This window comes from Escherichia sp. E13S3 (genome assembly GCF_004212325.1).
In the GTDB taxonomy this organism is placed as follows: domain Bacteria; phylum Pseudomonadota; class Gammaproteobacteria; order Enterobacterales; family Enterobacteriaceae; genus Escherichia.
The window spans coordinates 96117-121205 of record NZ_RHJR01000004.1 but is presented as its reverse complement, the minus strand read 5'-3'; the positions used below and the strand labels follow the sequence as shown (position 1 = coordinate 121205).

The window sequence follows — 25089 nt, the reverse complement described above, 5'->3', positions numbered from 1 at the left end:
CGTGAACCACTATTTGAATGCTCATCATGCCGAAATTTCGAGTTTCTTTATTTAGCCTGGCCCTGATGCTGGCTGTGCCTTTTGCACCGCAGGCCGCTGCGAAAACGGCAGCCGCTACCACCGCTTCGCAGCCGGAAATTGCTTCCGGTAGTGCGATGATTGTTGATCTTAATACCAACAAAGTGATCTATTCGAACCACCCGGATCTGGTGCGTCCGATTGCCTCAATCACCAAATTAATGACTGCGATGGTTGTGCTGGATGCACGACTGCCGCTGGATGAGAAACTAAAAGTAGACATCAGCCAGACGCCGGAGATGAAAGGGGTCTATTCGCGCGTACGACTGAACAGCGAAATCAGCCGTAAAGATATGCTGCTGCTGGCGTTGATGTCTTCGGAAAACCGCGCGGCGGCGAGCCTGGCACATCATTATCCTGGCGGTTATAACGCATTTATTAAAGCAATGAATGCGAAAGCAAAAGCTCTCGGGATGAATAACACGCGCTTCGTTGAACCGACCGGGCTATCTGTGCATAACGTTTCGACTGCCCGTGATCTGACCAAATTGTTGATTGCCACCAAACAATATCCGTTGATCGGTCAGTTAAGTACCACCCGTGAAGATATGGCGACCTTCTCTAACCCGTCGTATACGCTGCCATTCCGCAATACTAACCATCTGGTGTATCGCGATAACTGGAATATCCAGCTAACCAAAACGGGCTTTACCAATGCCGCAGGGCATTGCCTGGTGATGCGCACGGTTTTCAATAATAAACCGGTGGCGCTGGTGGTGATGGATGCGTTTGGCAAATATACCCATTTTGCCGATGCTAGCCGCCTGCGTACATGGATTGAAACCGGCAAAGTGATGCCCGTTCCGGCAGCGGCGTTGAGTTATAAAAAACAAAAGGCCGCCCAGATGGCGGCGGCAGGGCAGACGGCACAAAACGATTAAGTTTGCTTGCCCGTAGGCCGGATAAGGCGTTCACGCCGCATCCGGCATTCGATGCCCGTGCCTGATGCGATGCTTGCGCATCTTATCAGGCCTACAAACGTGACGCGCCCGTAGGCCGGATAAGGCGTTTACGCCGCATCCGGCATTTGATGCCCATGCCTGATGCGATGCTTGCGCATCAGGCATCCAGCCGTATTTACTCCACTTCTTGCCAGTTTTTCCGCTTACTGGTTTTACCGATCCCCGGATTCATACTGTTGGTCGGATCGTTTTCACGATAAAACTTCTGCAACGTCTCCGGTGCTTTATACAAATGACCGACGTTATGCTCGGCAGGATATTGCGCGCCGCGCTGGCGTAACAACTCCAGCATCTGTTCCTTCAGCGCATGCACATCCACGCCTTTCTTAACGATGTAATCCTGGTGGAAGACGTAGCACATAAAATGCCCGTAATAGAGCTTATGCACCAGCTGGCTGTCGATTTCCGGCGGTAGATGTTCATACCACTCGGTGTCATTACGCCTCAGAGCAATATCCAGCGCCAGAATGTCTTCGACTTCATCGGAATGCACGGCCTGATAACGTATCGCTGCGCCTGCCGCCGCGAAACGGTGCAAAAACGCTTTACTGCCTTCTTCCGGCGTACAGACAAAGAAATCGCCTTCGGCCTGTTTGAAAAAATCTACCAGCCAGGATTTTGCTTCGCCCACGCCATCCCCCGCCATTTTTAACAGCAGATGATGTTCATATTTATCGCGCCAGCTTTTCATGCGTGGCGGCAAATGACTGGGGAACAAATGACTGAATTTCTGCATTGCGAGATCGGTAAAGTGTGGTCGGAAGAACTTCACCTTCTCCAGTATCGCATCGGTACGTCCCTTGATATTAAAGAATAACGGCATCTTGTCGGTGCCTAGCTTGTCGATCATCAGGAAGGTATCTTTGCCGTATTTTTCCGCGATATCGTAGATATCCCGATGCATATATTCGCCGGCAACCGGCAGATTTTCGAAATTAGCCAGAATATGGCGGCGGATCTCGGTCAGTACTTCCGGCTGGTTGGTGCCGATATAAAACACCTGCTGGTTTTTTTCCGCTTCAAAGGTATCCAGACGCACTGCGAAAACTGCCAGTTTGCCAGCGCAACCGGAGGATTCAAACAGGCGATCCGGGTCAGCGTTATAACGTGCGGGCGTGTCGGCTTCAATATCACGGACGCGGTGGACATAGTCATAATCGTGGGCGTGACGACCATCGTGACGCACATCGTCATCTTTGATGCGATCGTCATCCAGCTTGCTAAGGATCTGCTCCGGCGTTTCACCCAGATCAATTCCCAGATGGTTAACCAGCGTCAGCTTGCCGTTTTCATCTATGCGTGCGAATAACGACATTTCGGTATACGCCGGGCCACGCTGCACCAGCGAGCCGCCAGAGTTATTACAGATGCCGCCGATAACCGATGCGCCAATACACGATGAACCAATCACCGAGTGCGGTTCGCGGCCTAATGGTTTGAGAGCTTTCTCCAGCGAATAGAGCGTGGTGCCAGGATATGCCAGCACCTGTTCGCCCTTACCGAGAACATGCAGCTTGTCGAGGCGCAGGGTGCTGATGATCACGATATCGCGATCATAATCGTTACCATTTGGCGTGGAGCCTTCGGTCAGACCGGTATTGGCGGCCTGCATCAGAATAATTTTGTCGGCGGTGACGCAGGCTTTCAGTACTCGCCACAATTCCAGTAGCGAGCCTGGAAGAACAACGGCCAGCGCGTCACCCTGACCGGAGCGGAAGCCCTTGCGATAGCGGGCCGTTTTTGCGGGATCGGTGAGCAGGTGTGAAGAACCGACCAGACGGGCAAGTTCATTCAAAAAGGTTTTATTATCAGTTGTTGTCATGGAAGACATTTTCCACTCCTTGTGGTGGCGAAAAAATATCAGAAACTAGAATAGCGCCTTGTATGACAATTCAGCGAGTGAATATTTTGAAAATTCAGACAATAAACTGAGCTTTCTTTTTCTCTCTCTATCAGGGTTATGGCAAACTACCTCTTTTGCACCATTTTCGCTGCCACGTCGGGCAACAGAGGAAGAATAATCCATATGAAATGGCTATGTTCAGTAGGTATCGCGGTGAGTCTGGCCCTACAGCCAGCACTGGCGGATGATTTATTCGGCAACCATCCATTAACGCCCGAAGCGCGGGATGCGTTCGTCACCGAACTGCTCAAGAAAATGACGGTCGATGAGAAAATTGGTCAGCTGCGTTTAATCAGTGTTGGTCCGGATAACCCGAAAGAGGCGATCCGCGAGATGATCAAAGACGGGCAGGTGGGGGCGATTTTCAATACCGTCACACGCCAGGATATCCGCGCCATGCAGGATCAGGTGATGGAACTGAGCCGCCTGAAAATTCCTCTCTTCTTTGCCTACGACGTGCTGCACGGTCAGCGCACCGTCTTCCCGATTAGCCTCGGTCTGGCGTCCTCTTTTAACCTCGACGCAGTGAAAACCGTCGGGCGCGTTTCAGCTTATGAAGCGGCGGACGATGGCCTGAACATGACCTGGGCGCCGATGGTTGATGTCTCGCGCGATCCTCGCTGGGGTCGCGCTTCCGAAGGTTTTGGTGAAGATACGTATCTCACCTCAACTATGGGTAAAACCATGGTTGAAGCGATGCAGGGTAAAAGCCCGGCGGATCGCTACTCGGTGATGACCAGCGTCAAACACTTTGCTGCTTACGGCGCGGTAGAAGGCGGTAAAGAGTACAACACTGTCGATATGAGCCCGCAGCGTCTGTTTAATGACTATATGCCGCCGTACAAAGCGGGGCTGGACGCAGGCAGCGGCGCGGTGATGGTGGCGCTGAACTCACTCAACGGCACGCCTGCAACTTCTGATTCCTGGCTGCTGAAAGATGTCCTGCGCGATCAGTGGGGCTTTAAAGGCATCACCGTTTCCGATCATGGCGCAATCAAAGAGTTGATCAAACACGGTACGGCGGCAGACCCGGAAGATGCGGTGCGCGTGGCGCTTAAGTCCGGGATCAACATGAGCATGAGCGACGAGTATTACTCGAAGTATCTGCCCGGTTTGATCAAGTCCGGCAAAGTGACGATGGAAGAGCTGGACGACGCCGCCCGCCACGTATTGAACGTTAAATATGATATGGGGCTGTTTAACGACCCATACAGCCATCTCGGTCCGAAAGAGTCTGACCCGGTGGATACCAATGCTGAAAGCCGCCTGCACCGCAAAGAAGCGCGTGAAGTGGCGCGCGAAAGCCTGGTGTTGCTGAAAAACCGTCTCGAAACGTTACCGCTGAAAAAATCAGCAACCATTGCGGTGGTTGGGCCATTGGCGGACAGTAAACGTGACGTGATGGGCAGCTGGTCCGCAGCCGGTGTCGCCGATCAATCCGTGACTGTGCTGACCGGGATTAAAAATGCCGTCGGTGAAAACGGTAAAGTGCTGTATGCCAAAGGGGCGAACGTTACTAGTGACAAAGGCATTATCGATTTCCTGAATCAGTATGAAGAAGCGGTCAAAGTCGATCCTCGTTCTGCCCAAGAGATGATTGATGAAGCGGTGCAAACCGCGAAACAATCTGATGTGGTAGTGGCTGTGGTCGGTGAAGCCCAGGGGATGGCGCACGAAGCCTCCAGCCGTACCGATATTACTATTCCGCAAAGCCAACGTGACTTGATTGCGGCGCTGAAAGCCACCGGAAAACCGCTGGTGCTGGTGCTGATGAACGGTCGTCCGCTGGCGCTGGTGAAAGAAGATCAGCAGGCTGATGCGATTCTGGAAACCTGGTTTGCGGGTACAGAAGGGGGTAATGCGATTGCCGATGTGTTGTTTGGTGATTACAACCCGTCCGGTAAGCTGCCAATGTCCTTCCCGCGTTCTGTCGGGCAGATCCCGGTTTACTACAGCCATCTGAATACCGGTCGTCCGTATAATGCCGACAAGCCGAATAAATACACTTCGCGTTATTTTGATGAAGCTAACGGGGCGCTTTATCCGTTCGGCTATGGTCTGAGCTATACCACTTTCACCGTCTCTGATGTGAAACTTTCTGCGCCGACCATGAAGCGTGACGGTAAAGTGACCGCCAGCGTGCAGGTGACGAACACCGGTAAGCGCGAAGGGGCGACGGTAGTCCAGATGTATTTGCAGGATGTAACGGCTTCCATGAGTCGCCCGGTGAAACAGCTGAAAGGTTTTGAGAAAATCACCCTGAAACCGGGCGAAACTCAGACCGTCAGCTTCCCAATCGATATTGAGGCGCTGAAGTTCTGGAATCAACAGATGAAATATGACGCCGAGCCTGGCAAATTCAACGTCTTCATCGGTACCGATTCCGCACGCGTTAAGAAAGGCGAGTTTGAGTTGCTGTAATGCTTTAGTAAGGGCGCGACGTTTGCGCCCTTTGCCTGATGTTCACATCTTAACTTGCTGAATTTTCGCCCTTTGTAGGCCGGATAAGGCGCTCGCGCCGCATCCGGCAAGATACACCGGGCAAGATATGCCCTTTAAGTATTTATCTGATTCTGCAACTGAATCCGTCCGCTCAGGCTAACCCTGTTATTATCAACTATGCTTTTCTCTTAATTCGCTGAAAACAACAGTAAAAGAATGAGGAAAGCATCATGCCACTCTCAAAGCTCTGGACAGGTTCACTGGTTATGTTGGCAGCCGTGAGCCTGCCGCTACAGGCGGCTTCCCCCGTTAAAGTTGGTTCGAAAATCGATACCGAGGGCGCGCTACTCGGCAACATCATCTTACAGGTACTCGAAAGCCATGGCGTACCGACGGTCAATAAAGTCCAGTTGGGAACCACTCCTGTGGTGCGCGGGGCGATTACTTCCGGCGAACTGGATATCTATCCGGAATATACTGGCAATGGCGCTTTCTTCTTTAAAGATGAAAACGATGCAGCGTGGAAAAATGCCGGGCAAGGCTACGAGAAAGTCAAAAAACTCGATGCAGAGCAAAACAAGTTAATCTGGCTGACGCCCGCACCTGCGAATAACACCTGGACCATCGCCGTGCGCCAGGATGTTGCAGAGAAAAACAAACTCACTTCGCTTGCCGACCTGAGCCGTTATCTGAAAGAGGGCGGCACCTTCAAACTGGCGGCCTCAGCAGAGTTTATCGAACGCGCCGATGCGTTACCCGCTTTTGAAAAAGCCTATGGCTTTAAGCTCGGTCAGGATCAGTTGCTGTCACTGGCCGGTGGCGACACGGCGGTGACGATTAAAGCCGCTGCCCAGCAAACCTCTGGCGTTAATGCCGCAATGGCTTACGGAACTGACGGCCCGGTAGCGGCGCTGGGGCTGCAAACCTTAAGCGATCCGCAAGGCGTGCAACCTATCTACGCGCCTGCACCAGTGGTGCGTGAGTCGGTGCTGAAAGAGTATCCGCACATGGCACAGTGGCTACAGCCAGTCTTCGCCAGCCTCGATGAAAAAACATTGCAGCAACTGAATGCCAGCATTGCAGTGGAAGGACTGGATGCCAAAAAAGTGGCTGCCGACTACCTGAAACAAAAAGGGTGGACGAAGTAATTTCCCGTGACTTATCTACGTATTAATCCTGTTCTGGCGCTGCTGCTGTTGCTGACGGCAATCGCAGCGGCGCTGCCGTTTATCACTTACGCGCCTAATCGTTTAGTCTCGGGTGAAGGGCGTCATCTCTGGCAGCTGTGGCCGCAAACAATCTGGATGTTGGTGGGCGTTGGTTGCGCCTGGCTGACCGCCTGTTTTATTCCCGCTAAAAAAGGCAGCATTTTTGCACTCATTCTGGCGCAACTCGTCTTCGTGTTACTGGTATGGGGCGCAGGAAAAGCAGCGACGCAGCTGGCGCAAAACGGCAGTGCGCTGGCGCGTACCAGCCTCGGCAGTGGTTTCTGGCTGGCTGTGGCGCTGGCATTGCTGGCCTGTAGCGATGCCATCCGCCGGATCACCACGCATCCGCTGTGGCGCTGGTTGTTGCATATGCAGATTGCCATTATTCCGCTGTGGTTGCTGTACTCCGGCACGCTTAACGATCTCTCGTTAATGAAAGAATACGCCAACCGTCAGGATGTGTTTGATGACGCGCTGGCACAGCATTTGACGTTGCTGTTTGGTGCGGTGCTGCCTGCGCTGGTGATTGGTGTGCCGCTGGGCGTCTGGTGCTACTTTTCCACTGCGCGTCAGGGGGCGATTTTTTCTATGCTCAATGTCATTCAGACCGTGCCTTCGGTGGCGCTCTTTGGCCTGTTGATTGCGCCGCTTGCCGCGCTGGTTACTGCCTTTCCGTGGCTGGGGAAGCTCGGCATAGCAGGAACCGGAATGACACCCGCACTGATTGCGCTGGTGCTCTATGCCTTGCTGCCGCTGGTGCGCGGCGTGGTAGTCGGTTTGAACCAGATCCCGCGTGATGTGCTGGAGAGCGCCAGAGCGATGGGGATGAGCGGGGCGCAGCGTTTCCTGCATGTCCAGTTACCGCTGGCGCTGCCAGTATTTCTGCGCAGCCTGCGGGTGGTGATGGTGCAGACCGTCGGTATGGCGGTGATTGCGGCGTTAATTGGTGCGGGTGGTTTTGGGGCGCTGGTCTTCCAGGGGCTGTTAAGCAGTGCCATTGATTTAGTGTTGTTGGGGGTGATCCCGGTAATTGTTCTGGCGGTGCTTACCGACGCGCTGTTCGATTTGCTTATCGCACTGCTGAAGGTGAAACATAATGATTGAATTTAGCCATGTCAGCAAACTGTTCGGCGCACAAAAAGCCGTTAACGATCTCAATCTCAATTTTCAGGAAGGGAGTTTTTCGGTGCTGATTGGCACCTCTGGCTCCGGCAAATCCACCACCCTGAAAATGATTAACCGCCTGGTGGAGCATGACAGTGGAGTGATCCGCTTTGCCGGAGAAGAAATTCGCTCGCTGCCAGTGCTGGAGCTGCGCCGCCGGATGGGCTATGCCATTCAATCTATTGGCCTGTTCCCCCACTGGAGCGTGGCGCAAAACATCGCTACCGTGCCGCAATTACAAAAATGGTCGCGGGCGCGGATTGACGATCGTATCGACGAATTAATGGCGCTACTGGGGCTGGAGTCAAATTTGCGTGAGCGTTATCCGCATCAGCTTTCCGGTGGTCAGCAGCAACGTGTGGGAGTGGCGCGTGCACTGGCTGCCGATCCGCAAGTTTTACTGATGGATGAACCCTTTGGCGCGCTGGACCCGGTAACGCGCGGCGCGTTGCAACAAGAGATGACGCGCATTCACCGTTTGCTGGGGCGCACTATTGTGCTGGTGACCCATGATATCGACGAGGCGCTACGGCTGGCAGAACATCTGGTGTTAATGGATCACGGTGAAGTGGTGCAGCAGGGCAATCCGCTGACGATGCTTACTCGTCCGGCAAACGATTTTGTCCGCCAGTTTTTTGGGCGCAGCGAACTGGGTGTGCGCCTGCTTTCGTTACGTAGTGTGGCGGATTATGTGCGTCGCGAAGAACGGGCAGAAGGTGAGGCGCTGGCAGAAGAGATGACGCTACGCGATGCGCTCTCCCTGTTTGTCGCGCGGGGATGCGAGGTGCTGCCGGTGGTGAACACGCAGGGCCAGCCTTGCGGCACGCTGCATTTTCAGGATCTGCTGGTGGAGGCGTAAGCGTATGAAGATGTTGCGCGATCCGCTGTTCTGGCTCATTGCTCTGTTTGTGGCACTGATCTTCTGGCTACCTTACAGCCAGCCGCTGTTTGCTGCCTTGTTCCCACAGCTGCCGCGGCCCGTTTATCAGCAAGAAAGTTTTGCAGCCCTGGCGCTGGCCCATTTCTGGCTGGTGGGAATTTCGAGTTTGTTTGCGGTGATCATTGGCACTGGTGCCGGAATTGCTGTCACTCGCCCGTGGGGCGCGGAATTTCGCCCGATGGTGGAAACTATTGCCGCCGTTGGGCAGACTTTTCCGCCCGTCGCGGTGCTGGCGATTGCCGTTCCGGTAATTGGGTTTGGTCAGCAACCGGCGATTATCGCGCTGATCCTTTACGGCGTGCTCCCCATCTTGCAGGCGACACTTGCCGGGCTGGGAGCGATTGATGCCAGCGTGACCGAAGTTGCCAAAGGCATGGGAATGAGCCGTAGTCAGCGACTGCGCAAAGTCGAGTTACCGCTGGCAGCGCCGGTGATTCTGGCGGGCGTGCGGACTTCGGTGATTATCAACATTGGCACGGCGACGATCGCCTCAACGGTAGGAGCCAGCACGCTGGGTACGCCGATCATCATCGGGCTTAGCGGATTTAATACCGCTTATGTGATTCAGGGAGCGTTACTGGTGGCACTGGCGGCGATCATCGTAGACCGCCTGTTTGAACGGCTGGTGCAGGCGCTTAGCCAGCACGCAAAATAAAGATATAACCTGCGAGCATGACGCCACCAATTCCGCCTAACGCCATAAACAGGAACAGGGCGATGACCCCAATTTTAGCTACGCGCATAATGCACTCCTTATGTTAACGAAAGGATTGTACAGTAAAGCGCATTTGTTAACGAATCATTAAATGCCAAGCGGGAAAATATCATGCCCTTGTTCCTGCCAACTGGTGAGTTGCTGCTGTTGGGCGGGAGTCTGATTTTCACCGCACCACACCAATAGCGTACGGCCTTCAAACAGTTCCGGGCGGAGTTGGTTGAGCGAGTGGGCGAGGACATCAATGCGCCACCCTTGTTGACTGGCAATCCAGCCCTCCAGCCACAGACGGGTGGTATCCTGAATATTCCAGCCAACCACCAGCGCATCTTTGCCCTGTTTTTTACGTGCCGAAGCCAGGCAAATGGCGATGTAGTTGATCAGTACGCCGTCCAGAATCGCCAGCAGTGCCTGGAGAGTCGGTTGTTGGCACTGAAGCCGTCGGCGCAGAGGAATGAACAGATGTGTGGTGAGCGTCTGGGCGGGATAATCCTGACCACGCTCTTTGATCCACATTCGCAGACTTTGCAGGTTGCCACTTTGCAGGTAACTAAGCAGAGTTTCTTGCTGATCGCGCCAGCCGTTCTGCACATCAACATTCTCATTACTGAGTAGCATTTTAACTTTGCTGACCTGCACACCGTTGTCGATCCAGCGTTTGATCTCCCGGATCCGGTCGATATCGGCATCGTTGAACAGGCGATGACCGCCGTCTGTGCGCTGCGGTTTTAACAGCCCATAACGCCTCTGCCACGCGCGTAACGTGACAGGGTTGATATCACAAAGCAACGCCACTTCACCAATCGTGTAAAGCGCCATCGTCCCACCCTTGCTTGCGAGGTCCCAGCATAACTGTAGACGTTCTTTTATGAACCAGGTAGTTTTGGCAGTTTTTTGATCTCGATTAGGATGATTTTGTTTTTGCCAGGTTGTTTTGAGTGATCGTACTCACGATTTTTCATTTTTCTGCAACAGTTCAAAGAAAGTTGAACGCGAGCAATGTATGTTACGCGTTTTAAAGGGACGTGTGGTTTGCGGGTATGTACGATTTTAATCTGGTGTTGCTGCTGCTTCAGCAGATGTGCGTTTTTCTGGTCATTGCGTGGTTGATGAGTAAAACGCCATTATTCATACCATTAATGCAGGTCACAGTTCGTCTGCCGCACAAATTTCTCTGCTATATCGTCTTTTCCATCTTCTGCATCATGGGCACCTGGTTCGGGCTGCACATTGACGACTCTATTGCCAATACCCGGGCCATAGGTGCGGTAATGGGCGGCTTACTCGGTGGTCCGGTAGTGGGCGGACTGGTTGGTCTGACCGGCGGTCTACATCGATACTCAATGGGGGGCATGACCGCGCTGAGTTGCATGATCTCGACGATCGTCGAAGGATTGCTCGGCGGGCTGGTACATAGCATCCTGATCCGCCGCGGGCGTACCGATAAAGTCTTTAACCCCATTACCGCTGGTGCCGTCACGTTCGTCGCGGAAATGGTGCAAATGCTGATCATCCTGGCGATTGCCCGACCTTATGAAGATGCGGTGCGTCTGGTGAGTAATATCGCTGCGCCGATGATGGTAACCAACACCGTGGGCGCGGCGCTGTTTATGCGCATTTTGCTTGATAAGCGCGCGATGTTTGAAAAATACACCTCAGCTTTTTCCGCTACCGCGCTGAAAGTTGCGGCCTCGACGGAAGGCATTTTGCGCCAGGGGTTTAACGAAGTGAACAGCATGAAAGTGGCTCAGGTGCTGTATCAGGAGCTGGATATTGGCGCGGTAGCGATTACCGATCGCGAGAAACTGTTGGCTTTTACTGGTATTGGTGACGACCATCATTTACCAGGTAAACCGATTTCTTCGGCTTATACCTTAAAAGCCATTGAAACCGGAGAAGTGGTCTACGCCGATGGCAACGAAGTGCCTTATCGTTGCTCTTTGCATCCGCAGTGCAAGTTAGGCTCAACGCTGGTGATCCCTCTGCGTGGTGAAAATCAGCGGGTGATGGGTACCATCAAATTGTATGAAGCTAAAAATCGGCTGTTCAGCTCGATCAACCGCACGTTGGGTGAGGGGATTGCACAACTGCTTTCGGCGCAGATCCTCGCCGGGCAGTATGAGCGGCAAAAAGCGATGCTCACCCAGTCAGAGATCAAACTGCTTCACGCCCAGGTCAATCCCCATTTTTTGTTTAATGCACTTAACACCATCAAAGCCGTGATCCGCCGTGACAGCGAACAGGCCAGTCAGCTGGTGCAGTATCTTTCCACTTTTTTCCGCAAAAACTTAAAGCGGCCTTCGGAGTTTGTTACTCTCGCTGACGAAATTGAACATGTGAATGCTTATCTGCAAATTGAAAAGGCGCGTTTCCAGTCGCGGTTGCAGGTCAACATTTCTATTCCGGAGGCGTTGTCTCAGCAGCAGTTACCCGCATTTACCCTGCAACCAATAGTGGAAAACGCCATCAAACATGGGACATCACAACTGCTGGAAACAGGACGAGTGGCAATTAGCGCCCGACGTGATGGGCAACATTTAATGCTGGAGATCGAAGACAATGCTGGTTTGTATCAACCGGCAACCAATGCCAGCGGGCTGGGGATGAATCTGGTGGATAAGCGTTTACGTGAACGGTTTGGCGATGACTATGGGATAAGCGTCGCCTGTGAGCCTGATAGTTACACCCGAATAACGTTACGACTACCATGGAGGGATGAGGCATGATTAAAGTCTTAATTGTTGATGATGAACCGTTAGCACGGGAAAACCTGCGTGTGTTTCTGCAGGAGCAGAGTGATATTGAAATTGTCGGCGAATGTTCAAACGCCGTAGAAGGGATCGGCGCGGTGCATAAACTGCGCCCGGATGTGCTGTTTCTCGATATCCAGATGCCGCGTATCAGCGGTCTGGAAATGGTTGGCATGCTTGACCCGGAACATCGCCCGTATATTGTTTTTCTCACCGCATTTGACGAATACGCTATAAAAGCCTTTGAAGAACATGCCTTTGATTATCTATTGAAGCCGATTGATGAAGCGCGGCTGGAGAAAACACTGGTGCGTTTGCGACAGGAGCGCAGCAAGCAGGATGTTTCGCTGTTACCGGAAAATCAGCAGGCGCTGAAATTTATCCCTTGTACCGGTCATAGTCGTATTTATTTGCTGCAAATGAAAGATGTGGCGTTTGTTAGTAGTCGAATGAGCGGTGTTTACGTTATCAGCCAGGAAGGGAAAGAGGGCTTCACAGAATTAACTTTGCGCACGCTGGAGAGCCGCACCCCGCTACTGCGCTGCCATCGACAGTATCTGGTTAACCTCGCGCATTTACAGGAGATTCGCCTGGAAGATAACGGTCAGGCTGAGTTGATTTTGCGTAATGGATTAACCGTCCCTGTCAGCCGCCGTTATCTGAAAAGTTTAAAAGAGGCGATTGGCCTGTAAAAGACTGCTAAAATGGCTTTTTGCCTCATTAACACCCGAAGGCCTCATGCTAAGTAACGATATTCTGCGCAGCGTGCGCTACATTTTGAAAGCCAACAATAATGACCTGGTGCGTATCCTGGCGCTGGCTAATGTTGAAGCCACCGCGGAACAGATCGCCGTCTGGCTACGTAAAGAAGACGAAGAGGGTTTTCAGCGTTGTCCGGACATTGTTTTGTCTTCATTCCTGAATGGTTTGATTTACGAAAAACGCGGCAGGGATGAGTCTGCTCCGGCACTGGAGCCGGAACGTCGCATTAATAACAACATCGTGCTGAAAAAATTACGCATCGCGTTTTCACTGAAAACCGATGACATTCTGGCGATCCTCACCGAACAACAGTTCCGTGTTTCGATGCCGGAAATTACTGCGATGATGCGTGCACCGGATCATAAAAACTTCCGTGAATGCGGCGATCAATTCTTGCGTTATTTTCTGCGTGGACTGGCAGCGCGCCAGCATGTGAAGAAAAGCTAAGACGGGCATGGCGGCCATGCAAGAACATGGCCGCCGACAGATTATTTCACTTCTTTAAAACCAGCAGCAGCCATGACCAGTTCAATCTGCTTCATGCTGACACCTTTGCTGGTATCTTCATCACCCATCTTGATACCGGAAATGCCCTGCAGGGCTTTCAGATCAACTTTTTCCATATCGATATTTACATTTTCCTGCGCGTAAGTATCGGTATAGGTTAATTTTTCCTCAACGCCCGGAATGTTTTTGTATTTGGCGCTTAATGGCTCAAGTTTCTTAGCTGCATCTTCTTTGGTGGTTGCACCAATGGTTGCAAACTGAATTTTGGTTTCTGAAGATTGCTTAATCACTTTGTCGCCTTTGTAGACATAAGTAATGGCAATTTCAGTACCGTTCAGATTAGCGCTAAATTTCTTAGATTCTTCTTTGTCACCGCAGCCTGCGAGAGAGAAAACCAGAACAGATGCAACTACGAGGGAAAACAGCTTGTTGAAAGCCTTCATGTAAAACTCCATTTTATCAAAATCAGGAAACTGGTGACTCTCACCAGGGCGCTATAGAATATGCTTTATACCTTGTTTTGAGCAGTCCGGAAATGGAGTAGAACTCTTAATAAAAAGCATTTTCTCCTCCCTGGTGCTCAAGCATCGGTAATAATTGTTCGCAAAGTAAAACGCAACTATTCAATGTTTCTATTAGTGTCTCACCTTCCGTATGGCGCCATTGATTCAACACATGCGCCAGCCGATAAAACCCCGTCGCGGTTAAATCTATTGCCAGCAACTCAGCCTGGCTAATGATGCTCTGTTCCTGATAGCGCCAGCCGTTGTGTAGCAATTGAATGAGCAACGCCTGACAGCGCATCAGCAACTGATGAGCGGTGGATGGCGCAGGAAGTACGCACGCTGAAGGTAGTGCTGCAACAGGCGCAGTTTCAGCATCCAGCGCCCAGGCTCTGGTTTGCGTCATCATGACTCGAGGTTCCAGCCTTAACTGTCCTTCAACAAAACTGACGAATCCAGAAACCAGACACACAGGATCATCCTGCTGTTGTAAAAGTGCCGCCATGCGTTCAGTGGCAAAGGGCGCGCAGGCAGAGGCTGGCAGCGATAACGTCAGCACATTATTTTCACCTTCGCCGCTAATCACCTGCGCATCCAGCGTCTGGCGGCTGCTGTCCCATCCCAGCGAAATACACTCCGCCACCGGCAGAATAAATAAATTATCCACCTGATTAAGCGGCCGGACGCAGACTGGCGGACGCTGGCGTAAGTATTCCCGCAAAGCCACAATGCCGGGCTGGCGCAACGGTGCACTCAGCATTTGCCAGGCATCGGGCGACAGTGGGACAACGCTACTTAAGCGGTTGCGAGTAGCTAACAGCAGCTCACCTTCGGCACTGCGACGCGCGGCTTGTGAAACAATTTGCCCACCTGCCAGTGCGCCAGCCTGAAAACTAAACAGCCGACGTGTGGCTGCCGGTGAGTTTTCCTGTTCGCTTCTCGGCCAACTGCGCGAAAGGTGCAAAATACTGCCGGTGTCGGGATCGGTGAACCAGATGCGTAAACCATACTGCTCATTATCCTGCCAGCAACGCATACCTAAAGACACCAGCCGCAGATGATCAAGCTTTGCTTCTCCGGCAATGCCTGCGCCAACCACCGTGCGCCACGGCATGGGAGGAATTTCACCAACACTGTCGCGGCGTGCCATTTCTTGTGCACTGTTCAAGCGACTGTTTAATGCCGCAAGCTGACGTAAGCATTCTCCGGCATGGTAGTGGCTGGCGCGGGCGTGGAAGGCATCAACGCTGGCGCGCAGTTGCCGTAGCGATTCACTCACCCATCGCCAGTTGCAGGTCTCTGCCGCCTGCAATGCACGGCTGAATGCGGCCTCGTAATGGATGAGCGGCTGGCTGATGCCGCCCAGCCATAATGCCTGACTTAATTGCTGAACATATTGACGACACGTTTTGCCTTCTTGGCTGGCAAATGGATCGTCGTTAGATGCGGCGTGTTCGCTGCGCATCTGCCAGATTAAATGAGTAAACTCAGCTTGCTGCGCTTTGGCCTCGGCGAATGCTTGTACCGCCAGCGCCACGTGTTCGCAAAGCGTTCCGGCAATACAATCACAGCGGGCGAAGTGAATGCTGCTGCGGGAATAAAAACGTACGTCACTCATCGGCAATCGGGCAGAGGGAATTTCGCCCGGCACACAGAACAACTCAATGGTGATGCCTTTAGCGACAAGGGCTTGTGCACGTTTACGGGTGACATCGGGTAGGGTAGCCAGCTCTTCCAGCCAGATTGCTGGATCCCACTCTTCTTCTTTTTCCGTGGGCTGGGCGGTAGCGCAAAGTCGTTGATAACTTAACACCAGCATCACGCGATGACGGCACATGCCGCTGGCCCCGCAGGTGCACTGAGCCTCTTTCAGTGCCTGACCGTTCGCCAGCTGGGTACGGACACCGTCACTGAACGTGGCGAGTAAAACACCGTTTTCATGGCTGATTTCCGGAATGTTGCCATTTTCCAGTTCCTTAAGACTGCGCTTCACAAAACCGGCATTGCTTAACGCCGTCAGCGCCTGCGGTGTCAGTTCTAATAATTCCGGACGTAGTGAATTCATGACTGAAGATTCTCCGCCAGCCATGATGCCAGCTCGCCCGGCGTCATCGCGGCTATTTGTGCGCCGACATTAACCAGCGCCTGGGCCGTATCGTGGTCATAGCATGGCGTTGCTGTGCTATCGAGCGCTGCCAGTCCCAGCACTTTGATACCGCTCTGGACACACTTTTTCACCTGATGCGTCAGCAATGATGATGAACCCCCTTCATAAAAATCGCTCACGAGGATAATGACGCTTTTTGCTGGTTGTTCAATAAGTTGCCGACCATACTCTACGGCACTGGCGATATTGGTCCCGCCGCCCAACTGTACTTTCATTAATAACTCTACCGGATCGGCAACGTCTGCCGTGAGATCAACTACGCTGGTGTCAAACGCCACCAGATGGGTACGAATGCCGGGTAACTGCCATAAACAGGCCGCCATCACCGCAGAGTGGATCACCGAATCGACCATCGATCCGCTTTGATCAACCAGTAAGACCAATTGCCATTGTTCACTGTGGCGCTTAATACGGCTGTTAAAGCGGGGGGATTCGATATACAACTTGCCATGTTGCGGGTGCCAGTGTTGCAGGTTGGCGCGCAGAGTACTTTTGAAATCGAAATTACGCGCCAGTGGAATAAATGAGCGACGGCGGCGATCGCGGACACCAGAAAAAGCCTGGCGAACTTCCTTTGCCAGTCGCGCCATAATTTCTTCCACTACCTGGCGCACTATCCGGCGGGCGGCAACCAGCACTTCAGGATTCATCAGATGTTTGGTGTGCAAAACGGCGCGTAGCAGGCTTTCAGAAGGCTGCATACGTTCCAGCACGTCGAGATTCGTCACCACATCTTCAATGCCGTAGCGCAGCACGGCATCGCTTTCCAGCCGCTCAATCACCCGTTGCGGAAACAGCGTGTGAATACTGTTGATCCACTCAGGCGTGGTGAGATTTGAGCTACCCAATCCACCGGAACGTTCACCACGCTGGATCCGTTCAGGATCGCGCCCGTACAGCCACTCCAGCGCGTGGTCTATTTGTCGGGCGTTGTCATCCAGTCCACAAAGCGTCGTTTCTGCCGCTTCGCCAAGAATCAATCGCCAGCGTTGTAGCTCACGGGTGGTCAGAAGATCGTTCAGTTCAGACATGGAAAACTCCCCAGTGTTGCAGCGATGCCAGTGCCTGCTGTTCGAGTTGTTGATGATGTGCAATGGCTTGCGGTGGGCAATGCAACGGCATTTGCAGCGCCGAAACGGGAAGTTGCGCCAGTTGATAATGCTCAAGCACCTGATGCGCCAGCGTCCCACGTTCTCGTGGCGGTAGCCAGGCCATCGCCGCGCGTAAATCGGGCAGGGCGTTGATAAAATCGGCGTCACTTAGTTGATTTAAATGACTGCTGAAACCGGCGATAAATGCAGGCTGACAGGCCAGTTGATGGCGGGCCAGCGCCAGCAAACCGTGCAGCGCCTCGCCGGATTGTGCCGGGGATAACTGCGTCAGCATCGCCAGCGCCGCTTCGGCACTGGCGTTGGGATGTTCCAGACGCATCAGTGCGCCAAGAGCCGCGCCGCGATCCAGTGCCGGGGCATGAACCGCCTGACTGCGGCGCTCCAGTAAGGCCACCGCCGCAGAAAGAGAAACGCCGGGGAGCTGCACACCGCTATGCAGATCGCGCAGGATATGACACAACGCTTGCCAGCTATGCAGGTGAGCGTGAAACTCCTTTTCATCCGGTCTTCCGTTAGATTCACACAGCCACAGCGTGCGATCGATAGCCGCGCATAACGTCGTTTGTAATATCTGCGCGCCTTGCATACCGCTAATTTCATCCAGCCGCCATAAGGCATATAGCACTTCCAGCGCCTGGCCCATTTCGGCAAATTGATTTTCCTGGGCGATTAATAATGTGAGTTGTTCCAGTAATTGTTGACTGAAGGACGCCAGACCCGCTAACGCCGCCTGGCTAAGACATGTGGTGATACTGCCGATTCCGCCCGCGTCCAGCATATCGGCTTCTAATTTATTGCGTGCGGCATCCTGGAGTGTGGCACCAAAACAGGCGGCCTCAATCAATGCCGCATGTTGGCTAAGCGGGCGGGTTAATTTCCAGTGTTCTTCACCGTTGCCTGCAAGTGTCAGTGTACTTCCCTGCTGGCGCACAATCCCTGGGATCTCCAGTATTGCCAGCCGATGTAACACCTGACTTTGCGCTAATCCATCGGGGGTAAAGCGATTCAACGTCAGGTCGGATGGAAGAGTGATTTTGCTACGTTCCAGTTCGCAGGTGACATCTTTTGGCAGAGGCGGTTGTGGCGTGGAGGGGGCAAGTTTACCGAATCCGTCACCCGCTAATGTGTCTATCAACGTTAGCAGAATCGGATCGGTATCGGGATGAATAACGCCGCGATAGCTCCACGGCAACGGCGCGTTCAAGGCTTCTTTAATCAGCGAGCCTGCTATGGCATCCAGCCAGTCAGTGCGTAACGGTAGTGTATGACCGCGCAACTGTGCCAGTGCCATCGCATGCAGATGAGCGGCAGCCATATCCGCGGTTGAAGCAGGCAAGTGATGCTGGCGCAAACGGGTAAGAACCGTTTTTAGCAGTTGTTCTCCCGCCTGCCGCAAGCCCCACTGCCAGCACCAGTTTTGCCAGACCGGGGCAGGCATACCGGAAAGGTATCCAGCCAGCACATCAAGGCGCTTTTCGCTGTATGGCGTGAGATAGCAACCTGTAACGGCCCCATCTTGTGCGGGCAATTCTGGCTTGTTAATTTCCTGCGGACATTCGCGCCACATTTTTGCCAGTGCAGGGGCGTGCCAGCCACCGCAGACGACTAACACGTCGCCATTGTTTTGCTGCATCGCCCATGCAATCCAGCGAGCCATAAAGGCTTCGCGCTGACGATTGAGAGCATCGCCGGGGGAGTCGCCCCGCAGTTGGGCAAAATAGTGCGCCAGCGCAGAGGGTAATGCAGTTTGCTGGCTTTCATCTTCGAACAAGTGATCCCACAGGGTATCGCTGTTATCCATGCGGGTGGCACGCAGCAGCAAGGCCTGGCTTTCCTCTTGCGTATCAGGCGAATCGTCCTCTTCTTCACTCTGCGCCCAGCAAGGCAAATCGATGAAGTAAGTTTGTGCCTGAATACGACTAGCGGCTTGTAGCGCCTGCCACTCCGGCGAAAATTCAGCAAATGGCGTCCAGGCACCACGCCCGGGGGCCGCACCGTCCTGATACTGGCAATAACTGTAAATAGCTACCGGAAGCTGGTGGGCTAACAACAGTTCGTCTACCCGGTCATTAAAATCAGCCGGGCCTTCAATCAACACGTATCGTGGCCGCTGGCTTTCGATTAACGATTTCACCAGCCGGGCGCAGGCCGGACTATGATGCCGGATGCCGACAATTAACGGCTCGCTCATGCTCTTTCCTCACGGCAGGCGGTGGCGGGCTTGATAATAAGCCTGCCAGTGAGCTTCTTTATGTGTGGCGACACGCTGTTCGAAGTAACGGCGCAGACGAGCGCGATCTTCTTCGTTATCTTTGACGATGGTTCCGGCAATACAGTCCACCAGGTCGGCAGGCTCCCCCGCGCGATTCGCTAAAAACCAGGCGCGGACGCCCACTGCATGGGCCACGTTCACGGCTTCAGCGGTGGACATAATCGCTGTTAGTGTATCCATTGACGTTTTCTTTTCGCCGTTGGCACGCAGATCGCGGAAGGTGCGGACCAGTAACTCCAGTACCGCGTCAGGCACTTTATGCGGAATACCGCTATGGGCCAGCAAACGCGCCGAAGCACTGGCGACCAGCTCCAGCTCCTGGGCGAAATCCATAATCGGAAAAACCGTTTCAAAATCGAAGCGACGCTTTAGCGCGGCACTCATTTCATTGACGCCGCGATCGCGGGTATTGGCAGTGGCAATAATATTAAAGCCTTCTCGCGCATAGAGCTGACTGGCTTCACCAGTGAGTTCCGGCACCGTCATAACCCGGTCAGAAAGCATACCTAACAGACAGTCTTGTACTTCCAGCGGTGTACGCGTTATCTCTTCAAAACGGACAATTTTGCCGTCGCGCATTCCCTGGTAAAGCGGGGCTGGGACCAGCGCTTCCGTTGACGGACCATGGTTGATAAGCAGGGCGTAGTTCCAGCCGTACTTGATTTGATCTTCGGTGGTAGATGCGCCGCCCTGAATGGTTAACCCGGCATCGCCGCTAATAGCGGTTGCCAGTAATTCAGACAGGAGAGATTTTGCGGTGCCTGGTTCCCCCACCAACATCAAACCGCGTCCGGTGGCAAGAGTGACTAACATACGTTCGACAGCGGAGGGACTAATCACGACTTTACGGCTAATATTTTGCGCGCTATCGCCAAGGATAAAAGCACGGGCCGCAGGCAAACTTAACTGCCAACCGGGCGGACATGGGGCGTTATCATTTTGTTTTAATTTTGCCAGTTCATCGGCGTATAACACAGCAGCAGGCGGACGCTGCAGATGATTATTCTGCGGTGACATATATTCATCCCTGAAATGTATTAATGAAATAAACGATATTTTACGCGCAATAAATGTTTGGCGCATTAGTTGTTTGGGCGGAAAATATCTGGAAAGCAGATCACAGTAAATAAAAAACCTGCTGGTGAGGCAGGTTCTTTTATTTACTACAATGACGCTAACTTGCTGATTGTGCAACATTTCGTACCAACGAATAAATTATAACCATATCCACACTCCATTGCAATTCAGTGAGTGAGATTTATAATCCGGCCCGTTGGGAGGTTGTGCCGGATCGGACCAATTTTAAGTCCTGGCTGCCGGACGGGTGGTGCCGCAGGCGGTGCCCTGATCCGGAGAGCAACGTTTCGTACCAACATACGTAAACCAGTATCGACAGGCAGTGTAAGGGTAAGGTGCTGGTGTTGCGCTCCTTAATAAGGAGAGCGGATGGACACGCTGACACAAAAGTTAACCGTGCTCATTGCCGTACTGGAGTTATTAGTGGCTCTGTTACGGTTGATTGATTTGTTGAAGTAACGGGCAAATTGAAACGCATCTAAGGGGGAAACCGCTTCCCCCTTTAATAAACTATTATTCTATTTCCTAGTTGAATATATTCTGTAGTTCGCGATTAAAAATTGCTATTACAGTTTCAGGTGATTCACCTCGTAATTTTCGCTCATCAATACACTCATCTCTTATATAAATCAACGCATCATTTATTAGCGGGTCGGCATCTTCTCGATCACGTTGATGAAATGTTGGACGTAGCCGGAATCGTTCCAGTCGATAGACGGAACCTGTAAATAATTCAGAGCATTTATGGATCTCAAGTCTGAAGGAAAACGGATCTTCAGGTACAGGGACCTCATAATCGTAAATAGCAACCAGCTCTTTTTGCACGATCATCGCTTTTCCCGGTGGTAAGTCGGGTTGATAACGGGCAGTCGCATCACTGCCCGCTGTGTTTTAATGGAAAATGACGTCGGGTGCGCTTAACGCTTCACTCAAATCAAACACATCAAGTTCGGCAAAAGTGACGGATTTATTGTCACGGTAAACCCGAAGAGAACGGAAGCTCATTAGCGCTTTGCTATCAACATTGTAGTGGTTAAAACCGGGTGAAAACTTAAGGACCAGCCGGTACTCGCCCAAGTCATAGACAAATGCGTCCTCATAGCCTGACTCCCAGCCTTTGTATCGCATTCCTATAAGTTGCCCAACGGTAGCGGATTTACCTTCCCAGCGAGTCAGGCTGTTACTGGTTGACTCGTCAGGTGTGAGCAGCACCGTGCGGCGCGACAACTGGCGAAAAGGCGGCATAATTTCGTAATCGGCAAAAAGCAGTGCAAATTCACTGCGCATTTCTGCTGTCATTTCTAACGGGTGGGCAATGCCAATCAGAGCGTCCGCAGGCAGGTCAATTGGCTCATCTTGTGCATTGCAGAATTCCCCCTCTGCAGCCACACGAAAGGCGTTGAGTAAACGTCGCGGTTCATTTGCCAGATAAACGCCCCATATCAGTCGCTGGGTAACCAGGCGAGTAAATGGATGATTAACAAAGAGAGAATGAAAATCTGCCAGCGACCAGCGTCGGGTGGTGCGCAGGGCAGTTTCAAGACGCGGGAGCAGGTTTTTGCTCACCTGAGTGGCATCTTTTTTTAGCCCTTTTAATCGGGCCAGTGCCTCGGGCGCTTTCAGTTGATCGTCATCGGCTCGCAACCGGGGAACACTTTTCTGGCGAACGTTTTGCTGATCGTAGATAACCGGGTTGAGGTTTTCATCGAAGCGAACGGTAAACTGCCGGGGACCAAAATCAAAAATCAACGCCTGCGGGTCATCAAGGCCCAGTGATGGGACTACTCTGTCCGCTAACTCTTCCTGGCTTAGCCCGCGATTTTCTGCGACCACCTGAAGTAATTCCGCCGCGTTATCACGTAAGGGGCGGGATTTCGCCCGTTGCGATATATGATGCAGCTGTATCAGCGCCATATCATTATTCATCAGGGTGAGTATATTCAGACCACTGACAGCACGGGCAGATTTGCCTTCTTGTGGCCAGGCGAGGATTTGTGTCGTCAGATCCCGTGCCGTGCTTTCGTCGCCAAAGAAACTTAACGCCAGAAATGCCCAGTTGTCTTTTGCGGGGGCGCCCGCTTGTTGCCATGCGGTGAAGAGATCCCAGGCAAAAGCGGCCAGCGTTTGCGGCTGGCAGAACGTTTTCAGTTGTTCCAGCCCGCTATAAAAACGTCCACCCTGGGTAAAGCGCAGCATTTCGCCGATAATTTCCAGAGCGTCATCGGTAACAGGCTGATTATTAGTGATAAGGCGCGGCCTGGACCACATTGTCGGATGCCAGAAATCAGGAGCTTTTGGAATGCGTGCTGGGTAAATCTCTATTGGACTCTGTTTAAGTAATTGCTCCAGGGCAGGCCATACATCAGCGCGTTGCCAGCGGTTTGCCACAGTTTGCAGCAATTCGCCATGTCCCTGTTCGTACAGTAAACGCAGGGCAAGTAATGCGGCTTCACTATTATCGCTGGGTTTGGTAAAGACAAGAGGGATAAGTGCAGTAGCCGTATGTTCCGGCCATTGTAAAATCCACTGGCGAGCCAGATTACGCTGGCCCGCAAAACGGTGCCAGATGCGGGCAACAGGCAGCGCCAGTTCTGTTGCGCCAAAATTTAAAATTAACGGAAATGTTTCTTTTGGACGATGTGAAAAAGCCAACAGCAGACCTGGTAGCGCATCCAATCCGAGGATACTGAGAAAATAGTCCTCACCCGCGAACAGATGCTTTTTCTCATTGATACGCAGCCAGAAGGTCAAAGCCATCTCACGCGGCAACTGTGCCAATAAATACAGGTTCCAGACACTCTTTTCCGGACGATAACGTGAGCAGTTGTCATTTTCCCATATGTTAATTAACGCTTCTATGTGACCGCTGCGGAGCGCCTGTTCTGCTAATTGTGCTTCCGGGGAGTTCCAGCCATTCAGGATCTCTTCAACCCGCCCCTGGTAGTAATGCCACTGAACAATGAGTGAATTGCGTGCAGCATCCAGTTTTCCGGGGAGTATATAATTCAGAAACAGCCATACATCATCCCCAAAACCCAGTTCCTGTAATACAACTCGTCCACTTTTTTGTTCCATGCGTTGCGCAAGAGATTCCGTGCTGAAATAACGGGCAGACTCAGTGGCGGCAAGCCTCTCTTGTTCGCCTGGTTGCCAGTAAACTTGCGGAGTTAATTCGAGCGGTGCCAAATCAAGACGTGGAGCTGTCATTTTTTTCTTACAACGCCACGGTGGTGAAACGAGGATTTCAGGCAGATTGCTGTTATCGGTACTATCAATAATCGGTTTGGGCGGTGCCGATAAATAACTCTTCAGCACTGCCCTGGCTTGAGTACTTAACCACGGCATCACTTCTGCTGCCAGTTGTGGCTGCGATGCAATCAGCGTTTGTAACAGCGTACGCCAGTATTCATCTCGAGCTTTTTGCTGTGCAGGCAGCTTTTTATCTTCGATGATTGGATAACCTGGGCGGGCTGGTGGTTCTTTTAACGCCAGCAGTTCTGCCAGTGCGGCGAGCGTCGCATGGGGGAAGTTTTTACTGTATTTAGCCACACGTTGCAGGCTGGGTTTGTTTTTATCGGCAACTAACAGCAAGGTGCGGATGACTTGCGGATGGTTAATTTGTACCAGCAGACTGCCGCAATCTTCTTTATGGGCATACATCGCGAGGCGCGGAACGGCTGCAATTCCTTGTTCGCGCAAAAGGGCGGCGCAGGCCGCGTAGCCGAAGTGGTTTTCATGCGACATGTAGCTGGCTTCTCGATCGCTAAATATATCCTGGCTCCAGTAGTGTTCGAGTTTTCTCACCGCTGTGGGGTCATTAGCAACAACTTTTAACCACTCCTTAGAATGAAAATGAGTTCGCGGGCATTCAAGGCCTACCAACTCATTGGCGATTTCTGGTTTTTCCGGGAGGATCAGCGCAATAAAAGGGCGGCGAACTTTGGTTATTCCTGGCAGTGCGGCAATGAGTTTGTCGGCGCATCGCTGCCAGCAGCTTTCCTCTGCCAGAGAGAGATGCTTACGCAGTCGGAGATCGAATTCGTTATAGGTTTCTGAGCGGTAACCATAGCCATAATCCTCGTTCTGATACTGCAATGTGACTACCAGAGGATCACTCTCATAACACCGTACAATAAACTGGCGTGCAATCACCACCTCAGTTGCATATTCCAGCCCCTCTTGTTGGACGATTTCGTCGAGCAACTGTTGGCTGTCCTTTTGCGCAATACAGGCTAGCGTCGCCATTGTCCGGGCCGGGATTGAGGGTTTGTGTTCGCCGATCAAGTTGATGGCCTGCGTAATGGCGGACTGCCACTCCAGTGAAAAATTTTCATAACGCCAGATAATGTTTTTTTTCTTCTCAGCTTTTTGTAGCAATTCATCACCCAGTGTCTGGATGATGCTTTCAGTGATAACAGGCACCGGTTCGCCCGGCCAATTGCGATGGCTGAGTGGTGTTTTGCCTTTTTTATATTTCAGTTCCACTTGGGCGTTATCCGCCAGCCACGGTAATTCCTTGTCCATGCT

At 52.4% G+C, this 25089-nt stretch carries 19 protein-coding genes; 9 read left to right on the top strand and 10 right to left on the bottom strand.

From position 1 onward, the window contains the following. Positions 1-26: 26 nt before the first annotated feature. Positions 27-959 carry a D-alanyl-D-alanine endopeptidase gene (pbpG, locus tag D9597_RS05875; RefSeq protein ID WP_130207042.1) on the top strand — a complete coding sequence of 311 codons (933 nt, stop codon included), beginning with the start codon at positions 27-29 and terminating at the stop codon, positions 957-959. A gap of 196 nt (positions 960-1155) precedes the next feature. On the opposite strand, the gene dld is transcribed toward pbpG, so the two are convergent. After that, entirely contained in the window at positions 1156-2871 is a 1716-nt protein-coding gene (gene dld / locus D9597_RS05870) for a D-lactate dehydrogenase (protein ID WP_130221866.1), read from the bottom strand. Positions 2872-3066: 195 nt separating this feature from the next. Between dld and bglX the strand changes: the two genes are divergently transcribed. From bglX to yehW, 5 genes are all read left to right on the top strand, one after another. After that, a complete protein-coding gene (gene bglX / locus D9597_RS05865) occupies positions 3067-5364 on the top strand; it encodes a beta-glucosidase BglX (protein WP_130221865.1) in 2298 nt (765 codons plus the stop codon). Positions 5365-5615: 251 nt separating this feature from the next. Beyond that, complete coding sequence (gene osmF, locus D9597_RS05860; RefSeq protein ID WP_130221864.1) at positions 5616-6533, top strand: glycine betaine ABC transporter substrate-binding protein OsmF; 918 nt, start codon at positions 5616-5618, stop codon at positions 6531-6533. Positions 6534-6539: 6 nt separating this feature from the next. Further along, complete coding sequence (yehY, locus tag D9597_RS05855) at positions 6540-7697, top strand: glycine betaine ABC transporter permease YehY (RefSeq protein ID WP_130221863.1); 1158 nt, start codon at positions 6540-6542, stop codon at positions 7695-7697. Next, positions 7690-8616, top strand: coding sequence for a glycine betaine ABC transporter ATP binding protein YehX (yehX, locus tag D9597_RS05850; RefSeq protein WP_000569362.1), 927 nt, complete (start codon positions 7690-7692; stop codon positions 8614-8616). Before yehY ends, yehX begins: the two co-directional genes overlap by 8 nt. A 4-nt stretch (positions 8617-8620) precedes the next feature. Next, positions 8621-9352, top strand: a complete 732-nt coding sequence (yehW, locus tag D9597_RS05845; protein ID WP_130221862.1) for a glycine betaine ABC transporter permease YehW — start codon at positions 8621-8623, stop codon at positions 9350-9352. Here the strand turns inward: yehW and D9597_RS05840 are convergent. Further along, on the bottom strand, positions 9333-9440 hold the full coding sequence (locus D9597_RS05840) for a protein YohO (RefSeq protein ID WP_130221861.1): 108 nt from the start codon (positions 9438-9440) through the stop codon (positions 9333-9335). The genes yehW and D9597_RS05840 overlap by 20 nt on opposite strands. A 59-nt stretch (positions 9441-9499) precedes the next feature. Further along, a complete protein-coding gene (gene mlrA / locus D9597_RS05835; protein ID WP_130221860.1) occupies positions 9500-10231 on the bottom strand; it encodes an HTH-type transcriptional regulator MlrA in 732 nt (243 codons plus the stop codon). 221 nt (positions 10232-10452) lie between these two features. Here mlrA and btsS point away from each other — a divergent pair, with 221 nt between their 5' ends. The 3 genes from btsS to D9597_RS05820 are packed head-to-tail and all read left to right on the top strand — an operon-like array spanning position 10453 to position 13371. Next, positions 10453-12138, top strand: coding sequence for a two-component regulatory system sensor histidine kinase BtsS (btsS, locus tag D9597_RS05830; protein WP_130217160.1), 1686 nt, complete (start codon positions 10453-10455; stop codon positions 12136-12138). Further along, a complete protein-coding gene (gene btsR, locus D9597_RS05825; protein WP_130207024.1) occupies positions 12135-12854 on the top strand; it encodes a two-component system response regulator BtsR in 720 nt (239 codons plus the stop codon). Before btsS ends, btsR begins: the two co-directional genes overlap by 4 nt. 46 nt (positions 12855-12900) lie before the next feature. Continuing rightward, complete coding sequence (locus tag D9597_RS05820; RefSeq protein WP_130207022.1) at positions 12901-13371, top strand: DUF1456 family protein; 471 nt, start codon at positions 12901-12903, stop codon at positions 13369-13371. Between the two features lie 41 nt (positions 13372-13412). On the opposite strand, the gene D9597_RS05815 is transcribed toward D9597_RS05820, so the two are convergent. From D9597_RS05815 to yehI, 7 genes are all read right to left on the bottom strand, one after another. Then, the gene (locus tag D9597_RS05815) at positions 13413-13874 is read right to left on the bottom strand and encodes a YehR family lipoprotein (protein ID WP_130207020.1); all 462 of its coding nucleotides are present in this window, start codon (positions 13872-13874) and stop codon (positions 13413-13415) included. A 106-nt stretch (positions 13875-13980) separates the two neighbouring features. Next, entirely contained in the window at positions 13981-15999 is a 2019-nt protein-coding gene (locus D9597_RS05810) for an SWIM zinc finger family protein (protein ID WP_130221859.1), read from the bottom strand. Beyond that, positions 15996-17132: a VWA domain-containing protein gene (locus D9597_RS05805; protein ID WP_130221858.1), complete on the bottom strand. Its 1137-nt coding sequence runs from the start codon at positions 17130-17132 to the stop codon at positions 15996-15998. The genes D9597_RS05810 and D9597_RS05805 overlap by 4 nt, the downstream gene beginning before the upstream one ends. Further along, on the bottom strand, positions 17125-19404 hold the full coding sequence (locus tag D9597_RS05800; protein ID WP_130221857.1) for a DUF5682 family protein: 2280 nt from the start codon (positions 19402-19404) through the stop codon (positions 17125-17127). The genes D9597_RS05805 and D9597_RS05800 overlap by 8 nt, the downstream gene beginning before the upstream one ends. 9 nt (positions 19405-19413) lie before the next feature. Next, complete coding sequence (locus D9597_RS05795; protein WP_000074859.1) at positions 19414-20502, bottom strand: MoxR family ATPase; 1089 nt, start codon at positions 20500-20502, stop codon at positions 19414-19416. A gap of 585 nt (positions 20503-21087) precedes the next feature. Further along, entirely contained in the window at positions 21088-21393 is a 306-nt protein-coding gene (gene yehK, locus D9597_RS05790; protein ID WP_096171457.1) for a protein YehK, read from the bottom strand. 60 nt (positions 21394-21453) lie between these two features. After that, on the bottom strand, positions 21454-25086 hold the full coding sequence (yehI, locus tag D9597_RS05785; protein ID WP_130221856.1) for a DUF4132 domain-containing protein YehI: 3633 nt from the start codon (positions 25084-25086) through the stop codon (positions 21454-21456). Positions 25087-25089: the final 3 nt, after the last annotated feature.

What these genes read in the sequence shown, in the direction of transcription:
- pbpG (WP_130207042.1), top strand. Translation starts at nt 27, where the DNA reads ATGCCGAAATTTCGAGTTTCTTTATTTAGCCTGGCCCTGATGCTGGCT.
- dld (WP_130221866.1), bottom strand. Translation starts at nt 2,871, where the DNA reads ATGTCTTCCATGACAACAACTGATAATAAAACCTTTTTGAATGAACTT.
- bglX (WP_130221865.1), top strand. Translation starts at nt 3,067, where the DNA reads ATGAAATGGCTATGTTCAGTAGGTATCGCGGTGAGTCTGGCCCTACAG.
- osmF (WP_130221864.1), top strand. Translation starts at nt 5,616, where the DNA reads ATGCCACTCTCAAAGCTCTGGACAGGTTCACTGGTTATGTTGGCAGCC.
- yehX (WP_000569362.1), top strand. Translation starts at nt 7,690, where the DNA reads ATGATTGAATTTAGCCATGTCAGCAAACTGTTCGGCGCACAAAAAGCC.
- yehW (WP_130221862.1), top strand. Translation starts at nt 8,621, where the DNA reads ATGAAGATGTTGCGCGATCCGCTGTTCTGGCTCATTGCTCTGTTTGTG.
- D9597_RS05840 (WP_130221861.1), bottom strand. Translation starts at nt 9,440, where the DNA reads ATGCGCGTAGCTAAAATTGGGGTCATCGCCCTGTTCCTGTTTATGGCG.
- mlrA (WP_130221860.1), bottom strand. Translation starts at nt 10,231, where the DNA reads ATGGCGCTTTACACGATTGGTGAAGTGGCGTTGCTTTGTGATATCAAC.
- btsS (WP_130217160.1), top strand. Translation starts at nt 10,453, where the DNA reads ATGTACGATTTTAATCTGGTGTTGCTGCTGCTTCAGCAGATGTGCGTT.
- btsR (WP_130207024.1), top strand. Translation starts at nt 12,135, where the DNA reads ATGATTAAAGTCTTAATTGTTGATGATGAACCGTTAGCACGGGAAAAC.
- D9597_RS05820 (WP_130207022.1), top strand. Translation starts at nt 12,901, where the DNA reads ATGCTAAGTAACGATATTCTGCGCAGCGTGCGCTACATTTTGAAAGCC.
- D9597_RS05815 (WP_130207020.1), bottom strand. Translation starts at nt 13,874, where the DNA reads ATGAAGGCTTTCAACAAGCTGTTTTCCCTCGTAGTTGCATCTGTTCTG.
- D9597_RS05810 (WP_130221859.1), bottom strand. Translation starts at nt 15,999, where the DNA reads ATGAATTCACTACGTCCGGAATTATTAGAACTGACACCGCAGGCGCTG.
- D9597_RS05805 (WP_130221858.1), bottom strand. Translation starts at nt 17,132, where the DNA reads ATGTCTGAACTGAACGATCTTCTGACCACCCGTGAGCTACAACGCTGG.
- D9597_RS05800 (WP_130221857.1), bottom strand. Translation starts at nt 19,404, where the DNA reads ATGAGCGAGCCGTTAATTGTCGGCATCCGGCATCATAGTCCGGCCTGC.
- D9597_RS05795 (WP_000074859.1), bottom strand. Translation starts at nt 20,502, where the DNA reads ATGTCACCGCAGAATAATCATCTGCAGCGTCCGCCTGCTGCTGTGTTA.
- yehK (WP_096171457.1), bottom strand. Translation starts at nt 21,393, where the DNA reads ATGATCGTGCAAAAAGAGCTGGTTGCTATTTACGATTATGAGGTCCCT.
- yehI (WP_130221856.1), bottom strand. Translation starts at nt 25,086, where the DNA reads ATGGACAAGGAATTACCGTGGCTGGCGGATAACGCCCAAGTGGAACTG.